Source organism: Streptomyces sp. NPDC031474, assembly GCF_055581185.1.
In genome coordinates this window covers 28,909-47,418 of the sequence record NZ_JBVIJX010000025.1, presented here as the reverse complement: position 1 = coordinate 47,418, position 18,510 = coordinate 28,909, and the positions used below count along the sequence as shown (strand labels likewise).

Below are 18,510 nucleotides of genomic sequence, written 5' to 3'. Positions count from 1 at the left end.
CCTACCGGAGCGGTCCCGCGAACTCGCACCACACCACCTTCCCGAGCTCGCGTTCCCGCACCCCCCACTTGTCACTCAGCGCGGCGACAAGCACCAGCCCACGCCCGCCCTCGTCCCGCTCGCCCACGATGCGCGGCACCCCGGGACCGCTGTCATGCACCTCGATATGCAGGACCCGCCCGTCGTACCGCAGGAACAGCAGGAACTGACGGCCGGGCGGGACGCCGTGCAGCAGGGCATTGGTCACCAGCTCGCTCACACAGAGCAGCACGTCGTCGGCACGCGGGCTCCCGGCGAGCCCCCACTCGGCGAGCGTCTCGCAGACGTACCGCCGCGCGGCCGGCACAGAACGCCGCTCACGCCGGAAGAACCTCTCGCGCAGGGGCGGGAGTTGGATGGTCTCGTTCACGAGACAAGGGTTGCGGAGAGTGACTACCGTTGATCACCCGGTGAACCCGTACGGATTTTTTGTACGGGTTACGACCGGGTCAAGGGCAGGCACACAGGGGGATTGGCAGCACCATGAGCCAGCGCAAGAAGAACCTCTCGACCATGAAGATGCTGGGCAAACAGCTCGGCACGGCCCGACGCAAGGCAGGCCACACCCAGATCGCCCTCGCCGAACTCGTCAAGCTGGACGAGGAGACGATCGCGTCGATCGAGCAGGGCAGGCGGGCTCTCAAGCCGGACTTGGCGGCCCTGCTGGACGACATCCTCGACACCAAGGGCATGTTGGCGACGGGCGTCGACAACCTCCCGGAGATCGACCAGTTCCCGCTGTGGGCCGAGCTGTACATGGAACACGAGCGGGAGGCCATCGCGCTGTCCTGGTACGACAACGCGGTCCTGCCGGGCCTGCTCCAGAACGAGCCGTACGTCCGAGCCGTCCTGCGCAACAGGGTTCCGGCGTACAAGGACGACGAGATCGAGACGTACACGGCACTCCGGCTGGATCGCCAGAAGATCCTGCACCAAAGGAACCCGCCGACGTTGAGCTTCGTGGTGTGGGAGCCGGTGCTGTACATGGAGATCGGTGGGCGGCTGGACCAACTGCGGCATCTGAGGGAGCTGGCGGAACTGCCGTGTGTGTCACTGCAGTTCCTGCCCATGCGAAGCCCTTACAGCGCGGGGCTTGACGGACCGTTCACGCTCCTCGAAACCCCGGACCACCAGCACCTCGCGTACACCGAAGGCCAACGCGGCAGCCAGTGGGTTTCTGACGCGGATGAGGTGTCCATCCTGGCGCGCAAATATGCGATGCTGCGGACACAGGCCCTGACCACTCAGGATTCGATGGACCTGCTGGACCGCCTCCTAGGAGAGCAATGAGCGCCGAAGCACTGAAGTGGTTCAAGTCGAGCTACAGCGGCAGCGAGGGCGGCCAATGCCTGGAAGTCGCCCCCACCCCCACCACCATCCACGTCCGTGACTCCAAGAACGCCCCCGAAGACGGCCCTGTCTTCCACGTGACCCCCGCCGCCTGGGCCGCCTTCACCGCATCTCTCCAGTAGAAGACCCTGCTCAGCCGGTCCGTAGCGTCGCGGCGGCCTTGTAGGTGCGCAGCACCGGCGCGGTCTCGATCCGCGCGATCGCGTCCAACGCCACCTTCCGGGTCAGGTAGTGGTGCAGTTCCTCGGCGTCCCGGGACAGCGCGTGCGCGACCAGGTTCGTCGGACCGGTCGTCGCCGCGACCACCGCGAGTTCCTCGTGTCCGGCCAGCGCGGTGGCGACGTCGTCCAGGTGCGCGGGCGCTACCTGCATCCACAGTAGCGCTGAGACGGTGACGCCCAGCAGCGCCGGGTCGATGTCCACGTCGAAGAACAACGCGCCGCGCGCACGCAGTTCGGCAAGCCTGCGGGCCACCGTGGACGCGGTCGAGCCGGTCGCGGCGGCAAGATCGGCGTAGCTGATGCGGGCGTCGTGGCGCAGCGCGTCCAGCAGCAGCCGATCGGCGTCGGTGAGCAGGTACACGGGCGCGCCTGGTTCCGGTCCGGGGCCTGCGCCGCTCTCGGCGCGCAGCCGCGCCTGCTGTGCTGCGTCGAGGGCGTCGACACGGCCGCGCCACGCGGTCGGCCCTCCGAGGTAGGTGTGCAGCAAGTAGTGCGCGGAGACCGCGGTGATCCCCGCGGTGCGCGGGATGTCGCGCAGCAGCAGCGCGTGGGCGTCCGGGCCCGCGGGCGTGGTGTGGATGATCGCCACGATTTCGGTGCCGCCGGAGGTCAGCCGCACCCACGAAGTGTCTGGGCGGCGCGCGAGCGCGACTGCGATGTCGTGCGCGGTACGCGTCGCGGCGGTCAGCCGCACGAACCACTGGTGGGTGCCGGAGCTGCGGGGCGCGGGCAGCGCGACCACGCGCAGGCCCGCCTGCGCTGACAGGCGGCGATAGCGGCGTACCACGGTCTGTGTGGAGGAGCCGAGTACGTCGGCGACGAGCGTGAACGGGGCCCGTGCATCCACGTGCAGGGCGTGGATCAGGCCGCGGTCCAGGTCATCCAGTACGAGCATATCCACCAAATTAGCCTGGCTTGATGGAAGTAATCACCCATTCATGGTCGTAAATGGAAGCCCGGAGTGGTGGGGCGGCACGGTGGTCGCCGGCCGCCTCACCGGGGCGTGCCGCCGTCCCGGACACCGCAGGGGGAGAGAGCATGTCCCGAGACACACACCGCAACACACCCGCCGCCTCGCGCTGGAATCCGCGCCGGAATCCGGGCCCGGACGTGTCGGAGCCCGCATACCGGTGGCGGTGGCTCGGCCTGGCCGCGGTGCTGGTCGCCGAGGCCATGAACCTCCTCGACGCGACGATCGTCCAGGTCGCCGGCCCCGTCATCCACACCGACCTCGGCGGCGCGAGCGCTGCCATCCCGTGGTTCAGCGCCTCCTATACGCTCGCGTTCGCGCTCGGGCTGCTGACCGGCGCCCGGCTGGGCGACATCGCCGGCCGCCGCCGCGTCTTCCGCATCGGCGTCGCCGCGTTCGCCGCCACCTCGCTGGCGTGCGCGCTCACCCCGACCCCGGAGGCGCTGATCGGGCTGCGCGCGCTGCAGGGGGCCGCCGCGGCGCTGATCATCCCGCAGACGTTCGGGCTGATCCGGGCGATGTTCGACGGCGATGAACTGCCCAAGGCACTCGGCATCATCGGCCCGGTCATGGGCCTGTCCGCGGTGCTGGGGCCGGTGCTCGGCGGAGTCCTGACGCACGCCGACGTGTTCGGGTCGTCGTGGCGCGCGGTCTTCCTCGTCAACCTTCCCCTCGCCGCCACCGTGCTGGCGATCGCGCCGCGGCTGCGTGAGGACCGCGCCCCGTCCCGCCCGCGCCTGGACCCGGCCGGGACCGTGCTGGCGATGACCGGCACCGCCCTGGTGGTGTGCCCCCTGGCCACCGGCGCCCCGGGCCCGGTGGCGTGGGCGACCGCCGCGGCAGGCGCCGCCGTCCTCGCGCTGTTCGTCGCCCACCAGCGCCGCACCGCCCGCCTGGGCCGGACCCCGTTGATCGAACCGGCGCTGCTGCGCGGCCGCGCGTTCCCGGCGGCGCTGGCCACCTCGACGCTGTTCTTCGCCGTCATGAACGCCGTCATGATCACCGTGGTGCTGCACCTGGAACTGGGCCTCGACCGCGGCCCGCTCACCGCGGGCCTGACCCTGCTGCCGTGGTCGACCGGACTGGCCGCCGGGTCATGGGCCGCGGGCGCCTACCTGGTCCCGCGCCACGGAACCCGCGTCATGCACGCCGGCATCGCCACCCTCGCCACCGGCCTGGCCGCGGCCGTCCTCGCCTACCGGGGAAGCGCCCCCGACGCGTACCCCGCCGCCCTGCCGTTCGCGCTCGCCGTCGCGGGCCTGGGCACCGGCCTGTTCACGCCACCGTTCTTCACCACCGCGCTGGACGGCGTCGGACCGCAGGAGACCGGCTCCGCCGCGGGGCTCCTCAACGCCGTCCAGCAACTCGGCGGCACGCTCGGCATCGCGGTCGCCGGCGGCGTCTACCTTGCCGACGCAGACGCGCCGCGCGTCGCCGCGCAGGCGGCCCTGGCCACCGCCGGGGCGATCCTGGCCGCGACCGCGATCGCCGCCGCCGCGATGACCTCCCACCGCACCACCGCCCCCGCGGCCCCGGCAGCCCCGGCAGCCCCGGCAGCCCCGGCAGCGGCCGAGTCTGCGACACCGCCGACGCACACCTGAGGGCGTTGGGCGGGGCAGCACCCTCCCCGGTCCGAGCCTGGGACGCGTGGCCCGCACCGTCGCCGAAGCTGTCGGCCGCCGCGGGCGAGATCAGCGCAAAGACCGGCATCCCGAAGACCTCCCTGTACCGCTGTCTGCAAGAGTGAGTTTTTGACCCTCACACCGTGTCAGGCGGTCAACTCGGAGACATCATGTTCACCATCGGAGACTTCGCCCGGCACGGTCGCGTCTCGGTCCGGATGCTGCGTCATTACGACGCGACCGGCCTGCTGCGCCCGGCCCACGTCGACCCGGCCACCGGCTACCGCTACTACACGGCCGCCCAGCTGGCCCGCCTCAACCGCGTCATCGCGCTCAAGGACCTCGGCTTCACCCTCCAGCAGGTCCAGACGATCCTGGACGAGAAGGTGACCACCGAGGAGCTGCGCGCCATGCTCCGGCTACGGCGCGCCGAGCTGGAGGCGGCGATGACGGCCGCGGCGGCCCGGCTGGCCCAGGTCGAGGCGAGGCTCCGCTCGATTGAGAGCGAGGGTCAGATGCCCAGCAACGATGTCGTACTGAAGAGCCTGCCGAGCGTGCGGGTGGCCGAACTGATCGCAGTGACACCCGACTTCGACACCATCGGCCCCGTCATCCAGCCGCTTTACGACGAGCTGTTCCGACGTCTGGAGGCGGCAGGCATCGCCCCCTCCGGGCCCGGGGTCGCCTACTACGAGGACGCGCCGGACGGCGGGATCCTCATCCACGCGGGTGTCGAGGTCTCCGCGCCCCTCAGCGACGACGACGGGCTGCAGATCGTGGACCTGCCGCCCGTCGAGCAGGCGGCGACGGTCATGCACCGCGGCTCGATGGAGACCGTTCTGCCCACCGTCCAGACCCTCGGCCGCTGGATCGACGCCAACGGCTACCGCTCGGTCGGCTACCCCCGAGAAATCAACCTGGAATGCCCCGACAACCACGACGAGTGGGTCACCGAACTCCAGGAACCGGTGACCAAGGCCTGACAGGAGAAGGGCCGGCCCGGCTCTCCAGGTTTGGCTCGGCCGCCCCGCTGGATGACACCCAGCGGGGCGGGATTGACCTGCGAGTCCCCACCCGGCGAGCGTCTCGCAGACGTACCGCGGCGCGGCCGGCACAGGTCCACACCGGTGCGTTCGAGGGTCATTGGCCGATGAACTCAAGCCATCTCCGGGCCGCCGCTTTCTCCTGCCGTGGCGTTCTCGGATAGCCTGCTTTCCATTCCGCGAGGTCGCGAAGACCCGCGAGATCCGAGAATCCGGCCGCCAGGACGGTGCCGATCGAGGCCGTGTCCGACGAACAGAAGGCGACGACGTCTCCGGTCACCGACAGCGCGGTGAACTCCGGTGCGCCGAAACCGCTGCCGAGTGCGGAGGCGGAGCCCGCACCCACGAGGTCCCAGGATTCGGCCAGCCTGACGCGCGCCCACCACAAGTCGTTCCCGCCCTCATGGAGCGCGACAGCGACCAGGAATTCTCGGTCGTCTCCGAAGAGGCCTCCTTGCCGGGAAAGGTCGTACCACTCCTCGTTCGCCTTGGTGACGAAATCCGGCGTACCGCGGTCGACGACCGCCCTCGGCCATTCCCTGGACGGCGGCTGATATCCCGTGGCCATGTTGGCGAGTGCCGGCGGGATGAGGGGGAGATCCAGGTCCATCAGTCCCAGGAAGACCAGTCCGGCGGGGGCGAGTCGCCCAGCGTGGCCCATTACTTCAACCTTTCCGAAGGACTCTTGAATGAAGCCATAACACGTGGATGAAGCAGTGCACGGCACCCCTCAAAGGGTGCCGTGCGCTGCTCTTTTTCTAATCTACTACCAGCGGTAGATGCGCGGCGACGCGTAGTTGTGGCCGCCGTTGCTCAGGAGGGGGAAGTGGGCGATCTGTCCGGTCGTCGGATGGACCATGATCCTGATCTGGCTCCTGTCCCGGCCGTTCCAGTAGATCTTCGCGCCAAACCAAGAAGACCACTGGGCACGCTGCCGGGGATTGAGATCGTTCCCCCGGAATATGTCGTCGCCGGCATTACCCGGCAACTGCCGCGCAGGCATGTTCGGATTCGCCCGGTACATGTCCACCAGCTCGTGGGTGTCCGGATGAACCGAGAAGAACTCTCCAAGGTCGGACATGTCCTGTGCCCGAGCCTCGATTTCCTCGGCAGCATAGTGCTCCGGCGCCCAGTTGCGGATCCCATCGCCTTCGCCCGCGCCGTCTCCGCCCGTCGGGCAGGAGTCGTTGTGAACCAGGAGCGCGGTCGACCCCGCCAGCGCGTAGTACGTGTGGATTTCGCTGACGGTGAGGTTGTGGACGGTCGCCGGGGCGGTCCAGCGCTGGATCGCGGTGATCTGGACGTAGGCGCCCGCGCTGGTCTGCAGCCACTGGCCGGCCTTCAGCTCGGTGGCCTTGATCCAGGCACGCAGCTCGGGGACCCAGAAGGGGTGGCCGTCGGTCGCGGTGACCTGGGCCGTCTTGGCGCCCTTCTTGCCGTCGACGTCGATCGTGACCTTGACCAGGTGCTTCAGACCCTGGCCCTTGATCTCGGCCGTGACCGTCTCGACGCGGGTGTCCCCGGTCTTCGGGTCGGTCGCCAGAACCTTGTCGCCGGTCCTGACCTCCTCGATCGACTTGGTGGAGCCGTCGGCCATCCGCACCTTCGTGCCGGGCAGGAAGCTGTTGCATCCGGCCTTGCCCGAGCCGCCGCTGCCGCTGGAGCCGCCCTTGCTCTTGGAGGAGCCGCCGGACGAACCGCCGGGCTTGGAGCCTCCGCCGCTGCCCTTTCCGCCGCCGCCCCCGTGGGACGACACCTTCGGGGCAGCCTTGGCCTGGGCCTGCTTCTGGACGCGGTTGCCGGTCTTCCTGGCGGCGGCCGCCGCCCTGTCGGCTGTGCGTTTGGCTGCTTCGGCCGCCTTCTTCTTGGCTCTCTGCGCCGCCAGCTTCTTCGCTCGCTCGATGGCGAGTTTCTTCGCTCTGAGCGCCGCCGCCTCGGCCGCCTTCGCGGCCTTCAGGACGAGCTGGGCCGCTTTCTTGGCCGCCTTGAAGGACTCGATCGCCTTGATCGTGCGCTTCACGGCCTTGATGACGGACGGGATCTTGCCGAGCTTGGTCCACGGGATCGCGTCGACCGCGATGCTGATGCAGGACCACATGTCGCCGCCGAAGCAGGCCATCGCGTCGTTGATGCCGATGAAGTCCTTCAGCGTCTCCCACGCCACGGCGAGGATCACCGAGGTCATGGACTTGCCCATCATCGACTGCGCCTGCGCGACCTGCGCCGCCGACAGTCCCGCGCCCGCGAGAGCCGCGGCCCGCTCGGAAGCGGTCAGCGAGATGGCCAGACCCGTCGGGTCGGAGAACGTCACCGGGTTGTTGTGGGCGTAGGCGTACCCGTTGGACTGCAGGACGTCGTTCAGGTCGACCACCGGGTCGGCGGACAGGAAGCGTCCGACCACCGGGTCGTAGAGGCGGGCCCCCAGCGGCTGGTAGCCGGAGGCGTCGTCCTCGGTGGCTCCCAGGAAACCGGTGTGGGCCTGGAGGTTGACGCCGCCCTTGTCGGTGCCGCGCTGGTTGCCGAACGGGTCCTGCTTACGGATCCGTACCGGCATCTCGCCGCTCATGGCGATCTCGGCGTAGGTGCTGCCCTGGTGGTCGGCCGTCAGCGCGACCAGGCTCTCGCCGCCGTTGCCGTAGGCATAGCGCATCACCTCACCGCCGGGGGCGGGGTAGGTGCGCTGGGTGTTGACCAGGATGCCGCCCTTCTGGACGGTGACCTCGGCCTCGCCCAGGTACAGCGTGGCCTGCTTGCCCTTGATCGTCATCAGGCGGGAGCCGTCGGGGCCGTAGATGTGACGGGTGTCGTTCTGCGGCGCCCACTGCTGCTCGGACTTCGTGGCGTCGCAGGCGGCGAGCACGATCGGGGTGGAGTTCGCCGAGTTCGCGCCCTGCACCGCCAGGCACAGGTTCGACGCGGCGTGGATGAGCTGACCGGAGGTGGTCCGCTTCAGCTCCTGGCCGGCCGAGCCGTCGCACTTCTGCAGCTGGATCGCGGATCCGGCCGTGTTGGCGGCCGGCTGGACGCACCAGTTGTCGTAGACGTTCAGCGTGCCCCGGTTGGGGTCGGTCTGCGTCGCGCCCGGTGACGGGGTGAAGCGCCAGTTCTGCGCCGGGGAGGCGTTGCAGGAGTACAGCTGGATCGCCGTCGCGGCGACCGCGAGGCCGCTCTTGAGGTCCAGGCACTTGTCGGCGAGGCCCACGTACGGGGTCTTGCCGCCGGTGCCCGCGCCGGTGATGCGGTCGACCTGGCCGTCGGGAGTCCAGGACAGCGACTGCTTGTCGCCGTTCTCGACGGAGGTGACGGACTTGGTCTCGCCGGTGAGCTCGTACAGACGCTCCGCCTCCGCCTTGACCTGCGCGCCGGCCGGCGTGGTGTAGGTCTTCGACACCTTGGTCAGCGTGTGCGGCTGGGTGCCGTCGGCCTTGCCGTAGGCGTAGCCGGTCGTGGCGTCCTTGGCGGTGTTGCCGGTGAGGTCCTTCTCGGTCAGCTTCTTGCGGTTGCCGAGCAGGTCGTACTCGTACTCCTGCCAGTAGCCGGAGTTGTCCTTTCCGGCGGCCACGTTGAGGGTGCCGTCGCTGTTCTTCGGGCCCGCGCAGGCGGACTGGTCCTTCGACGTCCAGGCCGACTTCAGCTGGCCCAGCGGGTCATAGGCGAAGCACTGCCGCTCCTCGATGCCGAGGGAGCCCTCCTTGATGGAGGTGACGTTGCCCGACGGGTCGTAGGTGTACGAACGGTCGGAGACCAGCCACGGATTGTTCGGGTTGCCCCCGACCAGGCTCTTGTCGCCGGGCTTCTCACGGAAGACCGACTGCTGCTTCAGCTCACCGCTGGACTCGTCGAAGGTGTTCTGCGTCCACACCCGGTAGGGCTGGGCGCCGAGTGTGGAGCGCAGCACCTGGCCGTAGGGGTCGTAGACCGTCTCGGAGCCGTACCAGTCCTTGCCGGAGATGGAGAGGGGCTTGCCGTCCTTGTTGTAGCGGACGACGAGCTTCTCGCTGTCGAGCTTGCCGATCTTCGGCAGCGTCGACTCCTCCAGCACACCGTTGTCGCTGTACTGGTAGGAGTACTTGTAGGAGGTGTCCAGGCCCCACGTGTCCTTCATGGACTGCGGCAGGGTCAGGGTGGTCGAGGTCGGCTGGTAGTCCTTGGTGTAGCCGTCGACCTGCTGGGTGTACGCCTCGTTGTCGGTGTACCGGGTGGCGGTGTAGGGCATGCCCTTGCCGCCGGGGGCCAGGTCGTAGGTGAAGCCGGCCAGCAGCGGGCCGTCCGCGGTGTTCAGGTGCTGTTCCGTGGGCCGGGACAGCAGGTCGTAGGTGTTCCAGAGCTCGGCGCCGCGGGCGTTCTTGGTGTGCAGCACGCGGTCGTACTTGTCGTACCACGTCGAGGTGGTGCCGGTGTCGGGGTCGGTGGCGGTGTTCTGACGGCCGCGGTTGTCGTACGTCCACGACCACGGGTGGGTGGGGTCGGCGGAGTTGGTCGCCTTCACCAGCTGGCCGCGGGTGTCGTAGTCGTACTTCATCGACGTGAAGCCGCCGGGCGCGTCCGCGTTGAACGTGTCCACCCGCTTGGTGCGCCCGAGGGCGTCGGTGTAGACCCGGTAGTCGGAGGTGCCCTGCGGGTTGTCGACCTTGGACCAGTCCAGGCCGTACTCGTAGCGGGTGGCCCGTGCCGGGACCGGCTCCGACTTGGACTCGCCGGTCAGCGGGTCCGCGACCTTGAGGACCGGCATCTCCTCCAGCACGCGGCCGGAACCGTCGTAGGTGTAGCGCGTGATGTTCGGCACGGCCGTGTCGCTGACCGGGGTGAACAGCTCGCCCGGCTTGGCCTCGTGCGTCAGGTAGGCGTTGTTGGTCTGCCACACCTCGCCGGACCTGTTGTACAGCGTGTCGGTGATGAGGTAGCCGCCGCCGTCCGCCTCCTCCTGCGTCTGCCGTTCGCGGCCGAGGCCGTCGTAGAGGGTGACGGAGGTCTCGACGCGGTTGTCGTAGCCGCGGGTGTAGGTGGTGACGTACGAGGGCTTGCGTTCCTCGCCCGCCTTGTACTCCGGGATCGTGTAGACGGCCCGGAAGTCCGGCACGGCCGAGTCGGAGGGGGTGCGGTCCGCCGCCCAGGCCTTCGTCAGCCGGCCCAGCGGGTCGAACTCGGCCTGCGTGACGTGGTCGTTGGCGTCGGTCGTCTTCAGGGTCGTGCCACGGCCCGGTTCGACCTCGGCTGTCTCGGCGTGTCCGAGGGCGTTGGTCTCGACGATCGAGAAGACCTGTCCGATGGCCGGCTTGTAGGTGATGGTGCCGGAGGTCTTGTAGTCCATGTCGGTCGTGCGGGTGACACGGCCGACGTCGTCGAACTCGGTGGTGCCGCCGGTCTGCCAGCCGGTGCCGGCGTCGTTCAGCGACCACGACTCGGTGGCCTCGCCGAGCGTGCCCGCGCCCAGGGCAAGCCCGTAGCCCTGCCCGTCGTAGGCGGTGCGAGTGCCGCCGGTGAGCGTGCCGAGGTCGGTGAAGTCGGCGGCCGCACAGGTGGTCGGGGAGACCAGGACCTGCTTGGACAGGCCGATCAGGTGCTTCGCGGTCTGGTGGATGTACTCCGACTTGGTGCAGGACTCGTCACCGGCCTTGCCGGTGTCGCCGAGCGACTCCACCAGGGTGGGCAGACCGTAGACCGACTCGTAGGTGGTGTTGGTCCTGACGATCCGCTCGGTGCGGGTGTCGTCGCTGTTGGTGCCGGAGGACTTGGTGTACGCGATCTCGGTGGGCTCGGTCACCCGCCAGGCGTACAGCGGGTCCAGGCCGTCGTCGCGGTTGCGGTGGCCCAGTTCGGTGACGGCCGGGACGGTGACGCTGCGGGAGACCCAGTCGGTGTCGGCGTCGTCCGCCTCGTCGTAGTCGAGCTCCTCGGCGATCCGGCCGGCGAACGCCTCCCGGTCCTTGGCGATCTCGACGCCGGTGATGTCCTTCATCGACACGGTGTCGCCCATGCCGCGGAAGAAGCGGGTGACGGCCTTCGACTCCTTGGAGCCGATGTCGTCGTGGTCCGCGCCCGTGATCACCGTGGTCTGCTCGACGCCGGCGAACTGCGAGTAGGTCCGCGTGGACTTCTTCGTGAACTCCGCGTCGGCGAGCTTCCAGCCCGGGTTCTTGTACTCGTAGGCCGTCTTCGTCGCGAACGCGCCGTCGACGTTGGGGAGTTCCTCGATGGTGTCCACCACGTACTTGTGGAACCAGTCGATGTCCTCGACCTCGGGGTCCGGGGACCAGAAGGTCGGATAGCACAGCCGGGTGTTCGCCTTCAGCGCCGCCTTGTCCGTCTTGCCCGGCAGGCCCGTGCCGGTGGCGCAGTCACCGTCGGCCCGCTTGTAGCTGACGACGGTCTCGCCGCCGTACTCGTTGATGACGCGGCCGATCCGCAGCCGGGAGAAGCCGGGGCGCGGGTCGTTCGGGCGCATCACCCGGTTCGGCATGTCCTCCGCGTTGGACTCGAAGCGCACCGCGTTGGTGGTGGCGCTCTCGTCCGTGCTGCCGTTGCGGGCGTAGCCGGTGCGCTGGATCGACTCCAGCCACAGCGCGGTGTTGGGGCCGGTCTTCAGGACCGGGAAGTTCTGCTTGAGCGTGTGCCGGTCCACCACCTGACGGGCGGTGGTGTCGGTACGGCGCTGCGCCGAGGTCTGGATCTGCACCAGCCGCTTGCGGCTCCAGAACGACGGGCCGGCGTTCCAGCACTTCCTGGTCTGGGTCTTGGTGACGGCCTCGCAGTTCAGGTCGGCGGGTGTGTCGTACCAGATGCGGTACTTGCCCGGGTCCTTGTCCTTGAAGTTGGTGTCCGAGCAGGTCAGCGAGGCTTCGTCGAGGCAGCGCTCGGCGACCGTGAAGTTGACGCGGGCCGGGGCGACCGCGCTGAAGAGGGTGTTCGCACGCTGGCCGTAGTCGATGTGGTCGAGCCAGCCGTCACGGTCGTAGACGACCGGTGCCTTGAAGTCGAAGTTGCGCGCGTAGTAGTTCTGGTCCTTCTGCCACCACAGGGACATGGCGTTGCCGTGGACGTCCTCGACGTAGTCGAGGTTCCAGCGCCAGCCCTGGGTGCAGGCCGAGGCCTTCCAGTCGCCGGCCTTGTAGCAGTCCTCGCCGTCGTGGTTGCCGTACACCGGCACCGTCAGCACGGAGTTGGTGACCGGCTGGCCGGAGCCCCAGCCCGGCAGCTTGTGCTTGCCGAAGTGGTACTTGGTGCCGTCGCGGGTGGTGACCCTCCAGTACTCGCCCTTGTAGGCGCCGTTTCCGGACGTGTCGTCCTGGATCCGCTCCACCTTCGAGCCGTCGCCGTTGGCGGTGAGCCACGTGCCCTGGTCCTTGTCCCAGACCAGCTCGGTGGTCATGCCGCCCAGCGACAGGGTGGCGTTGTCGGAGCCCCAGCACAGGTCCGCGGTGCGGTGCGTCTTGTTGTTGGAGCCCTCCTTCTTGGAGTCCTCACGGCAGTTGGCGTACGTCCGGGTGATGGAGCCCGGGTTGTAGTCCCAGCCGTCGCCGATCCAGGAGGCCTGGTTGTTGGTGGCGGAGGTGCGGCCGTCGACGGACTGCGAGGAGTAGCCGAGGGAGATCTTCGGCATGAGGCCGCCGGCGGTCTCGGGTACCTGCACGTCGTAGGAGTAGGTGAACGCGCCGGAGGAGGAGCCCGCCGCCCAGGAGCCGGAGGACAACAGCGGGCTGGCGGTGAAGTCGCCGGAGGCGGAGGCGCCGGTGTCCATGGCGCCGACGACCTGCGGGCCGGAGGCGTCCACGACCGGCAGGACGTCACCGCTGCGGAACGACGCGGTGCGCGCGGAGGCGCCGGACGTCGTCGAGCCGGTGTTGCCGCCGAGCAGGCCGGAGACCGGGACGGAGCCGGTGAGGATCTTCCGGGTGGTGGACTTCTTCGCGGCGGTGGTCCTGGTGGGCGCCTCCTTGGCAGGCACCACCTCGACCGAACTGCGCAGCCGCTCGGGCTGCTTGTCGGCCTTGCCCGCCATGGTCGTCACACCGCTGTCGGCGCAGTCGCCGGTGTCGGGCGCGTCCATGACGCAGTTGGGCAGCAGCACGAGGCCGAAGCGGTCGGCGGCCTGCGGGCCGTACAGGTCGGCGAAGCCGGTGGTGTCGACGGCGATCGCGACCTGCGCGGCCGGGTCGGCGTCGGCCGGCGGCGTGACCTTCATGATCATGCCGGAGACGCCCGCGGTCTGGGAGTCGGCCGGCGCGGCCAGGTCGACCTTCCACTGACCGTCGATCGCGGCCGGATCTCCGCCCTCGGGCACGCCCACCGCGATCGGCAGGTCGTCGACGGGAACCGTCGTGCCCGGTGTGGCGTCCGGCGTCAGCGTGGCGACACCCGTGTCCCCCGCCCACGGCGTCACGGCGCTCGGCGCGTACGGGGTGACGGGGACCTCGGGCGCGGTGGTGAGGTTCTTCTCGGCTTCCTCGTCCGCCGGGAGCGCGGTGCTCTCCGGCAGCTCGGGAAGCTTGACCTCCTCACGCGTCATGCCGGGGCCGGGTATCGCCCAGGCATCCGCGCCGAGGCTGCTCGCCAACAACGCCGAGGACAACAAAAGGACGGTCGCCACGCGGCTTTGCCGGCGGCGCCGTCGTTGTGACTCCGTCCTGACCGGGCGGGACCGCCCCAGCCACGACGGTGGACTTTGAGCACGCATACGCGTCGACCCCACCCAGGCATGCGAAAACGACAGATGAAGATCGAACCCTCTGTCATGGCCGCCACAGTCATCAAGGTCCGGGAATCGGGCCGAAAGCGACTTCGCGTGAACTTCGTCACGGTGCAAAAGGGGAGATAGCGACATATTTTTTGACGAAGGTGGGGCATGGGCGAATCTGGATACTCATCGACCCACAACAGGTGATCAAAAGACGCAAAGGGGGCCCGGCCAACAAACGGTCAAGGGACGCCCAACGCACCATCACACTTTTATAAAAACTTCATATGTGGACGAGGGGTGAGAACCGTGTGATCGTGTCCGCGCCCATGCCCCGCGGCCCACCGCCCGGGGCCGTTCGTGCTGTCCCTGTCCGCCTGGTCCACACGGGAGTAGACGCCGCCGTGTCCGCGCCGCCTCGTTTTCTCAGCCCCTTCGTGCGCACGCGCACCAGGCTGGCTCTCACCCTCGGCCTCGTACTGGCCGCCCTGACCGTCACGCTGCTGCCGTGGTGGCACCCTGACGATCCCTCACCGCCGACGGCCGGCAAGGCCGCCGACGCCCGGCAGGCCGCCACCGGCCCACGCGACGAGAGCGCCGCCCAGGCCGAGGCCCGGCGCACCCGTAAGCCGGTCCTCGTCGACACCGCCACCACCGCCACCTCCCAGACCTGGGCGCAGCCGGACGGACAACTGCGCACCCGGATGGCCGCCCTGCCGCAGCGCGCGAAGACCGCCGCGGGCACATGGGCGCCGATCGACAACCGGCTGCGGCGCGTGCAGAACGCCGCCCGCGGCCTCGGCGTCCAGCCGGTCAACCCCGCGCAGCCGGTCCGCTTCTCCAGCGGCACGCCCGGCGGGTCCACCGCCCGTGCCGACCGCTCCTTCGCCCGTCTGCCGCTGGCCGACGGACCGCAGGCGCAGGAAACGGTGCTGGCCGAGGTCGACATCGCCGGACACACCGTCGCCTACACCTGGCCCGGCGCCCTGCCCGAGCCGGTGCTCGACGGCCCCCGCGCCCTCTACTCCGAAGTGCTGCCGGGCGTCGACCTGCTGCTGGTCGCGCGTGAGGAAGGCGGATTCGCCCAACTCCTGATCGTCAAGAACAAGGAGGCCGCGCAGAGCAGGGCGCTGGCCACCGTCGCCTACGGACTGCGCTCGAAGACGGCCGTCTTCCACCACGACGAGCAGACGGGCCGCATCCTGGTGCAGGACGGCTCCGGCAAGGAAATCGGCTCCATCCCGACCCCCTTCGCCTGGGACTCGGCCGGCCGTGACCCCGAACTCGACGAGGGCAAGGGCACGCCCCGCACCTCGGTCGCCACACCGGCCGACGTGCTGAAGCTGTCCGGCCTGACCGGCATCGAGCCCGGCGCGCACAGCGCCCCGATGCCCGTCCAACTGGCCGGCGAAGGCACCGGCGCCGCCCGCCTCGACCTGCACGCCGCCCAGGCCGGCCTGTTCACCGACGCCGACGTGACGTTCCCGGTGTACGTCGACCCGACGCTCAACGCCGGCTGGCTGGCCTGGACCGTCGCCTACAAGCCGTACCCGAACACCAGCTTCTGGAACGGCACCAACTTCTCCTCCGGCACCTCCGACGCCCGCGTCGGCCACGAGAACGAGACCGGCGGCACCGCCCGCTCGTTCTGGCGGATGAACTACAGCACCAGCCTGAAGGGCGCGACGGTCAGCTCGGCGACCTTCAAGATCCTCAACAACCACTCCTGGTCCTGCACGACCCGCGAGTTCCAGTTCTGGATGACCGGCGCGATCTCCTCCGGCACCACCTGGAACAAGCAGCCGAGCTGGTCCGACGAGATCCAGCGCAAGTCGTTCGCCCACGGCTGGTCCGCCGGCTCCTGCCCCGACGACTACGAGGACTTCAACGTCAAGTCCGCCGCGCAGGAGGGCGCCACCAAGGGCTGGTCGAACATCACCTTCGGCATGCGCGCCACCAGCGAGGGCGACGTGCAGACCTGGCGCAAGTTCAAGGCGACCAGCGCCGCGCTGGAAGTGGTCTACAACCGGCCGCCCGCCACGCCGAGCAGCGTCTCCAGCACCCCGGGCGGCACCTGCAACCAGACCGCGGCCGGCGCCACCGTCGGCAAGACCAACCTGATCCTGTCGGCGAAGTCCTCCGACCCCGACGGCAACCTCAAGGGCCTGCGCTTCAGGTTCTGGAAGTCCGGCGCCGCCACCCCGGCCGGCACCCTCGTCACCAGCCTGACCAGCGGAAAGGCCACCCTGACGATCGCCTCCAGCACCCTCGTCGACAAGGGCGTCTACTACTGGGACGTCCGCGCCGAGGACAGCAACTCCCCGACCGCGGTGTCCGCCTACTACCCGACCAGCGGCAACCGCTGCACCGTCGTCGTCGACGGCTCCGGCCCGCCGCCGCCCACCGTGGACAGCGACACCTTCCCCGAGGCCACGCCCGACGCCCAGACCTGGGCCAAGGTCAAGTTCGGGCAGACCGGCGCCGTCACGTTCACCTCCGAGGGCGCCTCGAAGTTCCGGTGGTCCATCGAGGGCAACAACCCCACCGATCTGGCCGCCACGAACAACACCGCCACCCTGCCCGCCTTCGCCCCGGCCCACGCCGGCCCGAACACCATCCAGGTGTACGCGTACGACTCCCTCGGCAACCCCAGCAAGCGCAGGGACTACCCGTTCTACGTGCCGCCGCGGGACATCGCGGACGGCCCCATGGACACCGGCGGCGACGGCATGCCCGACCTGCTGATCGTGAACGCCGACGGCGATCTGCGCACCTGCGTGGGCGGTGAGGGCGGCGACCTGTACAACTGCCTGGCCGCCTCCTACGACGCCGACAAGCAGCCCGACCCGCAGGGCCACTGGTACGACCCGGCCACCGGCAAGGCCGCCCTGATCGCCCACTACCAGGACACCTACCCCGGCGACGGCACCACCGACCTGTTCGCGGTCGCCCCGGACGGCCACTTCTGGCTCTACCCGGGCGACGGCTACGGCAGCTTCGACGTCACCCAGCGCCTGGAAGTCCGGCTGCCCTCGAACGCTCCGGCGCCGTCGACCTGGACGCAGCTGAAGGCCGTCGGCGACATCACCGGCGACAAGCTGCCCGACCTGGTGCTGCGGGCCGGGGCCGGTTTCTGGACGCTGTCCGGCTACACCGGCGCGACCTTCCAGACGGCGACGCAGATGAACGCCGACGCCTGGGCCCGCCGGGAGATCGTCAACGTGACCGACGTCAACGGCGACAAGACGCCCGACCTGCTCTGGCGCAACCTGGACAACGGCAACATGTACGACCGCCAGGGCAAGCCCGGCGCCGTCGCCGGCAGCGTCGACCTGGAGTCGCTCAAGCTGGGCGCCAACTCGCTGACCGGGAAGGACGAGGCCTACGGCACCGGCTGGACCGATGCCGCCGTGCCCACGGCCATCGGCATCCCCGACGTCAGCGGGGACGGCATCGCCGACATCTGGGCCCGCTTCGCCTCCGACGGGTACACCCGGATCTACAACCCGTCGCGGACGAACACCAACGACCCGGTGAAAACCGTCCTGGCGGTGGACTGGAACACGGTCAAGACCTTCGGCTGACGCCGGCGACCCGCTCACCCGCCCACCGAGGCCCGGCCGCCCCCGCCAAGGGGCTGCCGGGCCTCGGCCCGCCGCCGCCCGCCCGCCCACGGCGATGTCAGTGGCTGCCCCTACAGTCACCTCCATGGCGACTCTTCCCAACCCGCTGCCCAGGCTGGCCACCGACCCGAGCGGCCGTTCCCTGGGGCTGCAACTCCCGCCCGGGAGACTGATCGACACGACCGACGAGGGGCCGTGGCACGAGCCGTTGCTGTGGCATGCGGAGAAGGCCGCCTCGCCCGGCGCCTGGAAGTCCGTCGGCGCGCAGGCCGCCCGCGCGGGTCTGCTCCCGGTCCTCGTGGACGTGGGCGGCCCTCAGGGCGGCCCCGCGGACTGGGAGTTGATGCCCGACGAGATGTCCTACCCCGGGGACCACGACGCCGACGACGTCCTCGCGGAGCACTGGGAGGACAACGCCGAGGAGGAACTCGCCGAGGGCGCCGCGCCCTTCGGCCCCGACTGGCCCGGCCTCGCGCCCGAAACCTCCCCCACCGCCACCCCGGACGCCCGCGCGGCGGGCATCGCGGACTCGCTGACGGACGGCGCCCGGACCTGGCTCAAGGAGCCGCACCTCGCCCTGGTCGCGGCCCGCCGGTCCGCCGACATCCCGGCGGCGATCGGCTGGACCGGCCCCCTGAACCACGAGAACGACGTGGCCCGCCTCTGCGCCGTCCTGCGCTCCTGGGAGGACCGCTTCGGCATACGGGTGGTCGCGCTCGGCTTCGACACCCTCGTCGTGTCGGTCGCGGCCCCGCCGGCCACCCCGGCAGAGGCCGAGGCGGTGGCGGCGGAGCACTTCGCGTTCTGCCCCGACACCATCACCCGGAACGGCCCGGACGCCCTGCGCGCCTACGCCGAGGAGCTGATCGGCGAGCCCGCGTGGTCCTTCTGGTGGGACTGACGCCTTCCCACCCGGTCACCGACCGAGAGCGCAACCAGGAGAACGGCGTCCCACATCCCGTCCCGAA

10 protein-coding genes are annotated in these 18,510 nt (G+C 69.8%); 6 read left to right on the top strand and 4 right to left on the bottom strand.

Features of this window, described 5'->3' with window-relative positions; all coding sequences use genetic code 11:
- Position 1: 1 nt before the first annotated feature.
- Complete coding sequence (locus ACZ5SK_RS40530) at positions 2–409, bottom strand: ATP-binding protein (RefSeq protein WP_334578009.1); 408 nt, start codon at positions 407–409, stop codon at positions 2–4.
- 113 nt (positions 410–522) lie between these two features.
- Between ACZ5SK_RS40530 and ACZ5SK_RS40525 the strand changes: the two genes are divergently transcribed.
- A complete protein-coding gene (locus tag ACZ5SK_RS40525; protein WP_334578011.1) occupies positions 523–1,329 on the top strand; it encodes a helix-turn-helix domain-containing protein in 807 nt (268 codons plus the stop codon).
- Entirely contained in the window at positions 1,326–1,511 is a 186-nt protein-coding gene (locus tag ACZ5SK_RS40520) for a DUF397 domain-containing protein (RefSeq protein WP_334578012.1), read from the top strand. The genes ACZ5SK_RS40525 and ACZ5SK_RS40520 overlap by 4 nt, the downstream gene beginning before the upstream one ends.
- A gap of 10 nt (positions 1,512–1,521) precedes the next feature.
- Here ACZ5SK_RS40520 and ACZ5SK_RS40515 read toward each other — a convergent pair whose 3' ends face one another.
- Positions 1,522–2,505: an Lrp/AsnC family transcriptional regulator gene (locus ACZ5SK_RS40515; RefSeq protein ID WP_334578013.1), complete on the bottom strand. Its 984-nt coding sequence runs from the start codon at positions 2,503–2,505 to the stop codon at positions 1,522–1,524.
- Between the two features lie 143 nt (positions 2,506–2,648).
- Here ACZ5SK_RS40515 and ACZ5SK_RS40510 point away from each other — a divergent pair, with 143 nt between their 5' ends.
- Positions 2,649–4,181 carry an MFS transporter gene (locus tag ACZ5SK_RS40510; protein ID WP_334578014.1) on the top strand — a complete coding sequence of 511 codons (1,533 nt, stop codon included), beginning with the start codon at positions 2,649–2,651 and terminating at the stop codon, positions 4,179–4,181.
- A 191-nt stretch (positions 4,182–4,372) separates the two neighbouring features.
- Positions 4,373–5,185 carry a MerR family transcriptional regulator gene (locus ACZ5SK_RS40505; RefSeq protein WP_361708209.1) on the top strand — a complete coding sequence of 271 codons (813 nt, stop codon included), beginning with the start codon at positions 4,373–4,375 and terminating at the stop codon, positions 5,183–5,185.
- Between the two features lie 157 nt (positions 5,186–5,342).
- Here the strand turns inward: ACZ5SK_RS40505 and ACZ5SK_RS40500 are convergent, their stop codons facing one another.
- A complete protein-coding gene (locus ACZ5SK_RS40500; protein ID WP_334578016.1) occupies positions 5,343–5,906 on the bottom strand; it encodes a hypothetical protein in 564 nt (187 codons plus the stop codon).
- 105 nt (positions 5,907–6,011) lie between these two features.
- On the bottom strand, positions 6,012–13,751 hold the full coding sequence (locus tag ACZ5SK_RS40495) for a ricin-type beta-trefoil lectin domain protein (RefSeq protein ID WP_334578017.1): 7,740 nt from the start codon (positions 13,749–13,751) through the stop codon (positions 6,012–6,014).
- Positions 13,752–14,356: 605 nt separating this feature from the next.
- On the opposite strand from ACZ5SK_RS40495, the gene ACZ5SK_RS40490 reads away from it, so the two are divergent.
- Both ACZ5SK_RS40490 and ACZ5SK_RS40485 read left to right on the top strand, forming a co-directional pair.
- Complete coding sequence (locus ACZ5SK_RS40490) at positions 14,357–17,503, top strand: DNRLRE domain-containing protein (protein WP_468577417.1); 3,147 nt, start codon at positions 14,357–14,359, stop codon at positions 17,501–17,503.
- Between the two features lie 124 nt (positions 17,504–17,627).
- Positions 17,628–18,443 (top strand): DUF4253 domain-containing protein, encoded by an 816-nt coding sequence (locus ACZ5SK_RS40485; RefSeq protein WP_334578020.1) that lies wholly within the window; start codon positions 17,628–17,630, stop codon positions 18,441–18,443.
- Positions 18,444–18,510 lie beyond the last annotated feature (67 nt).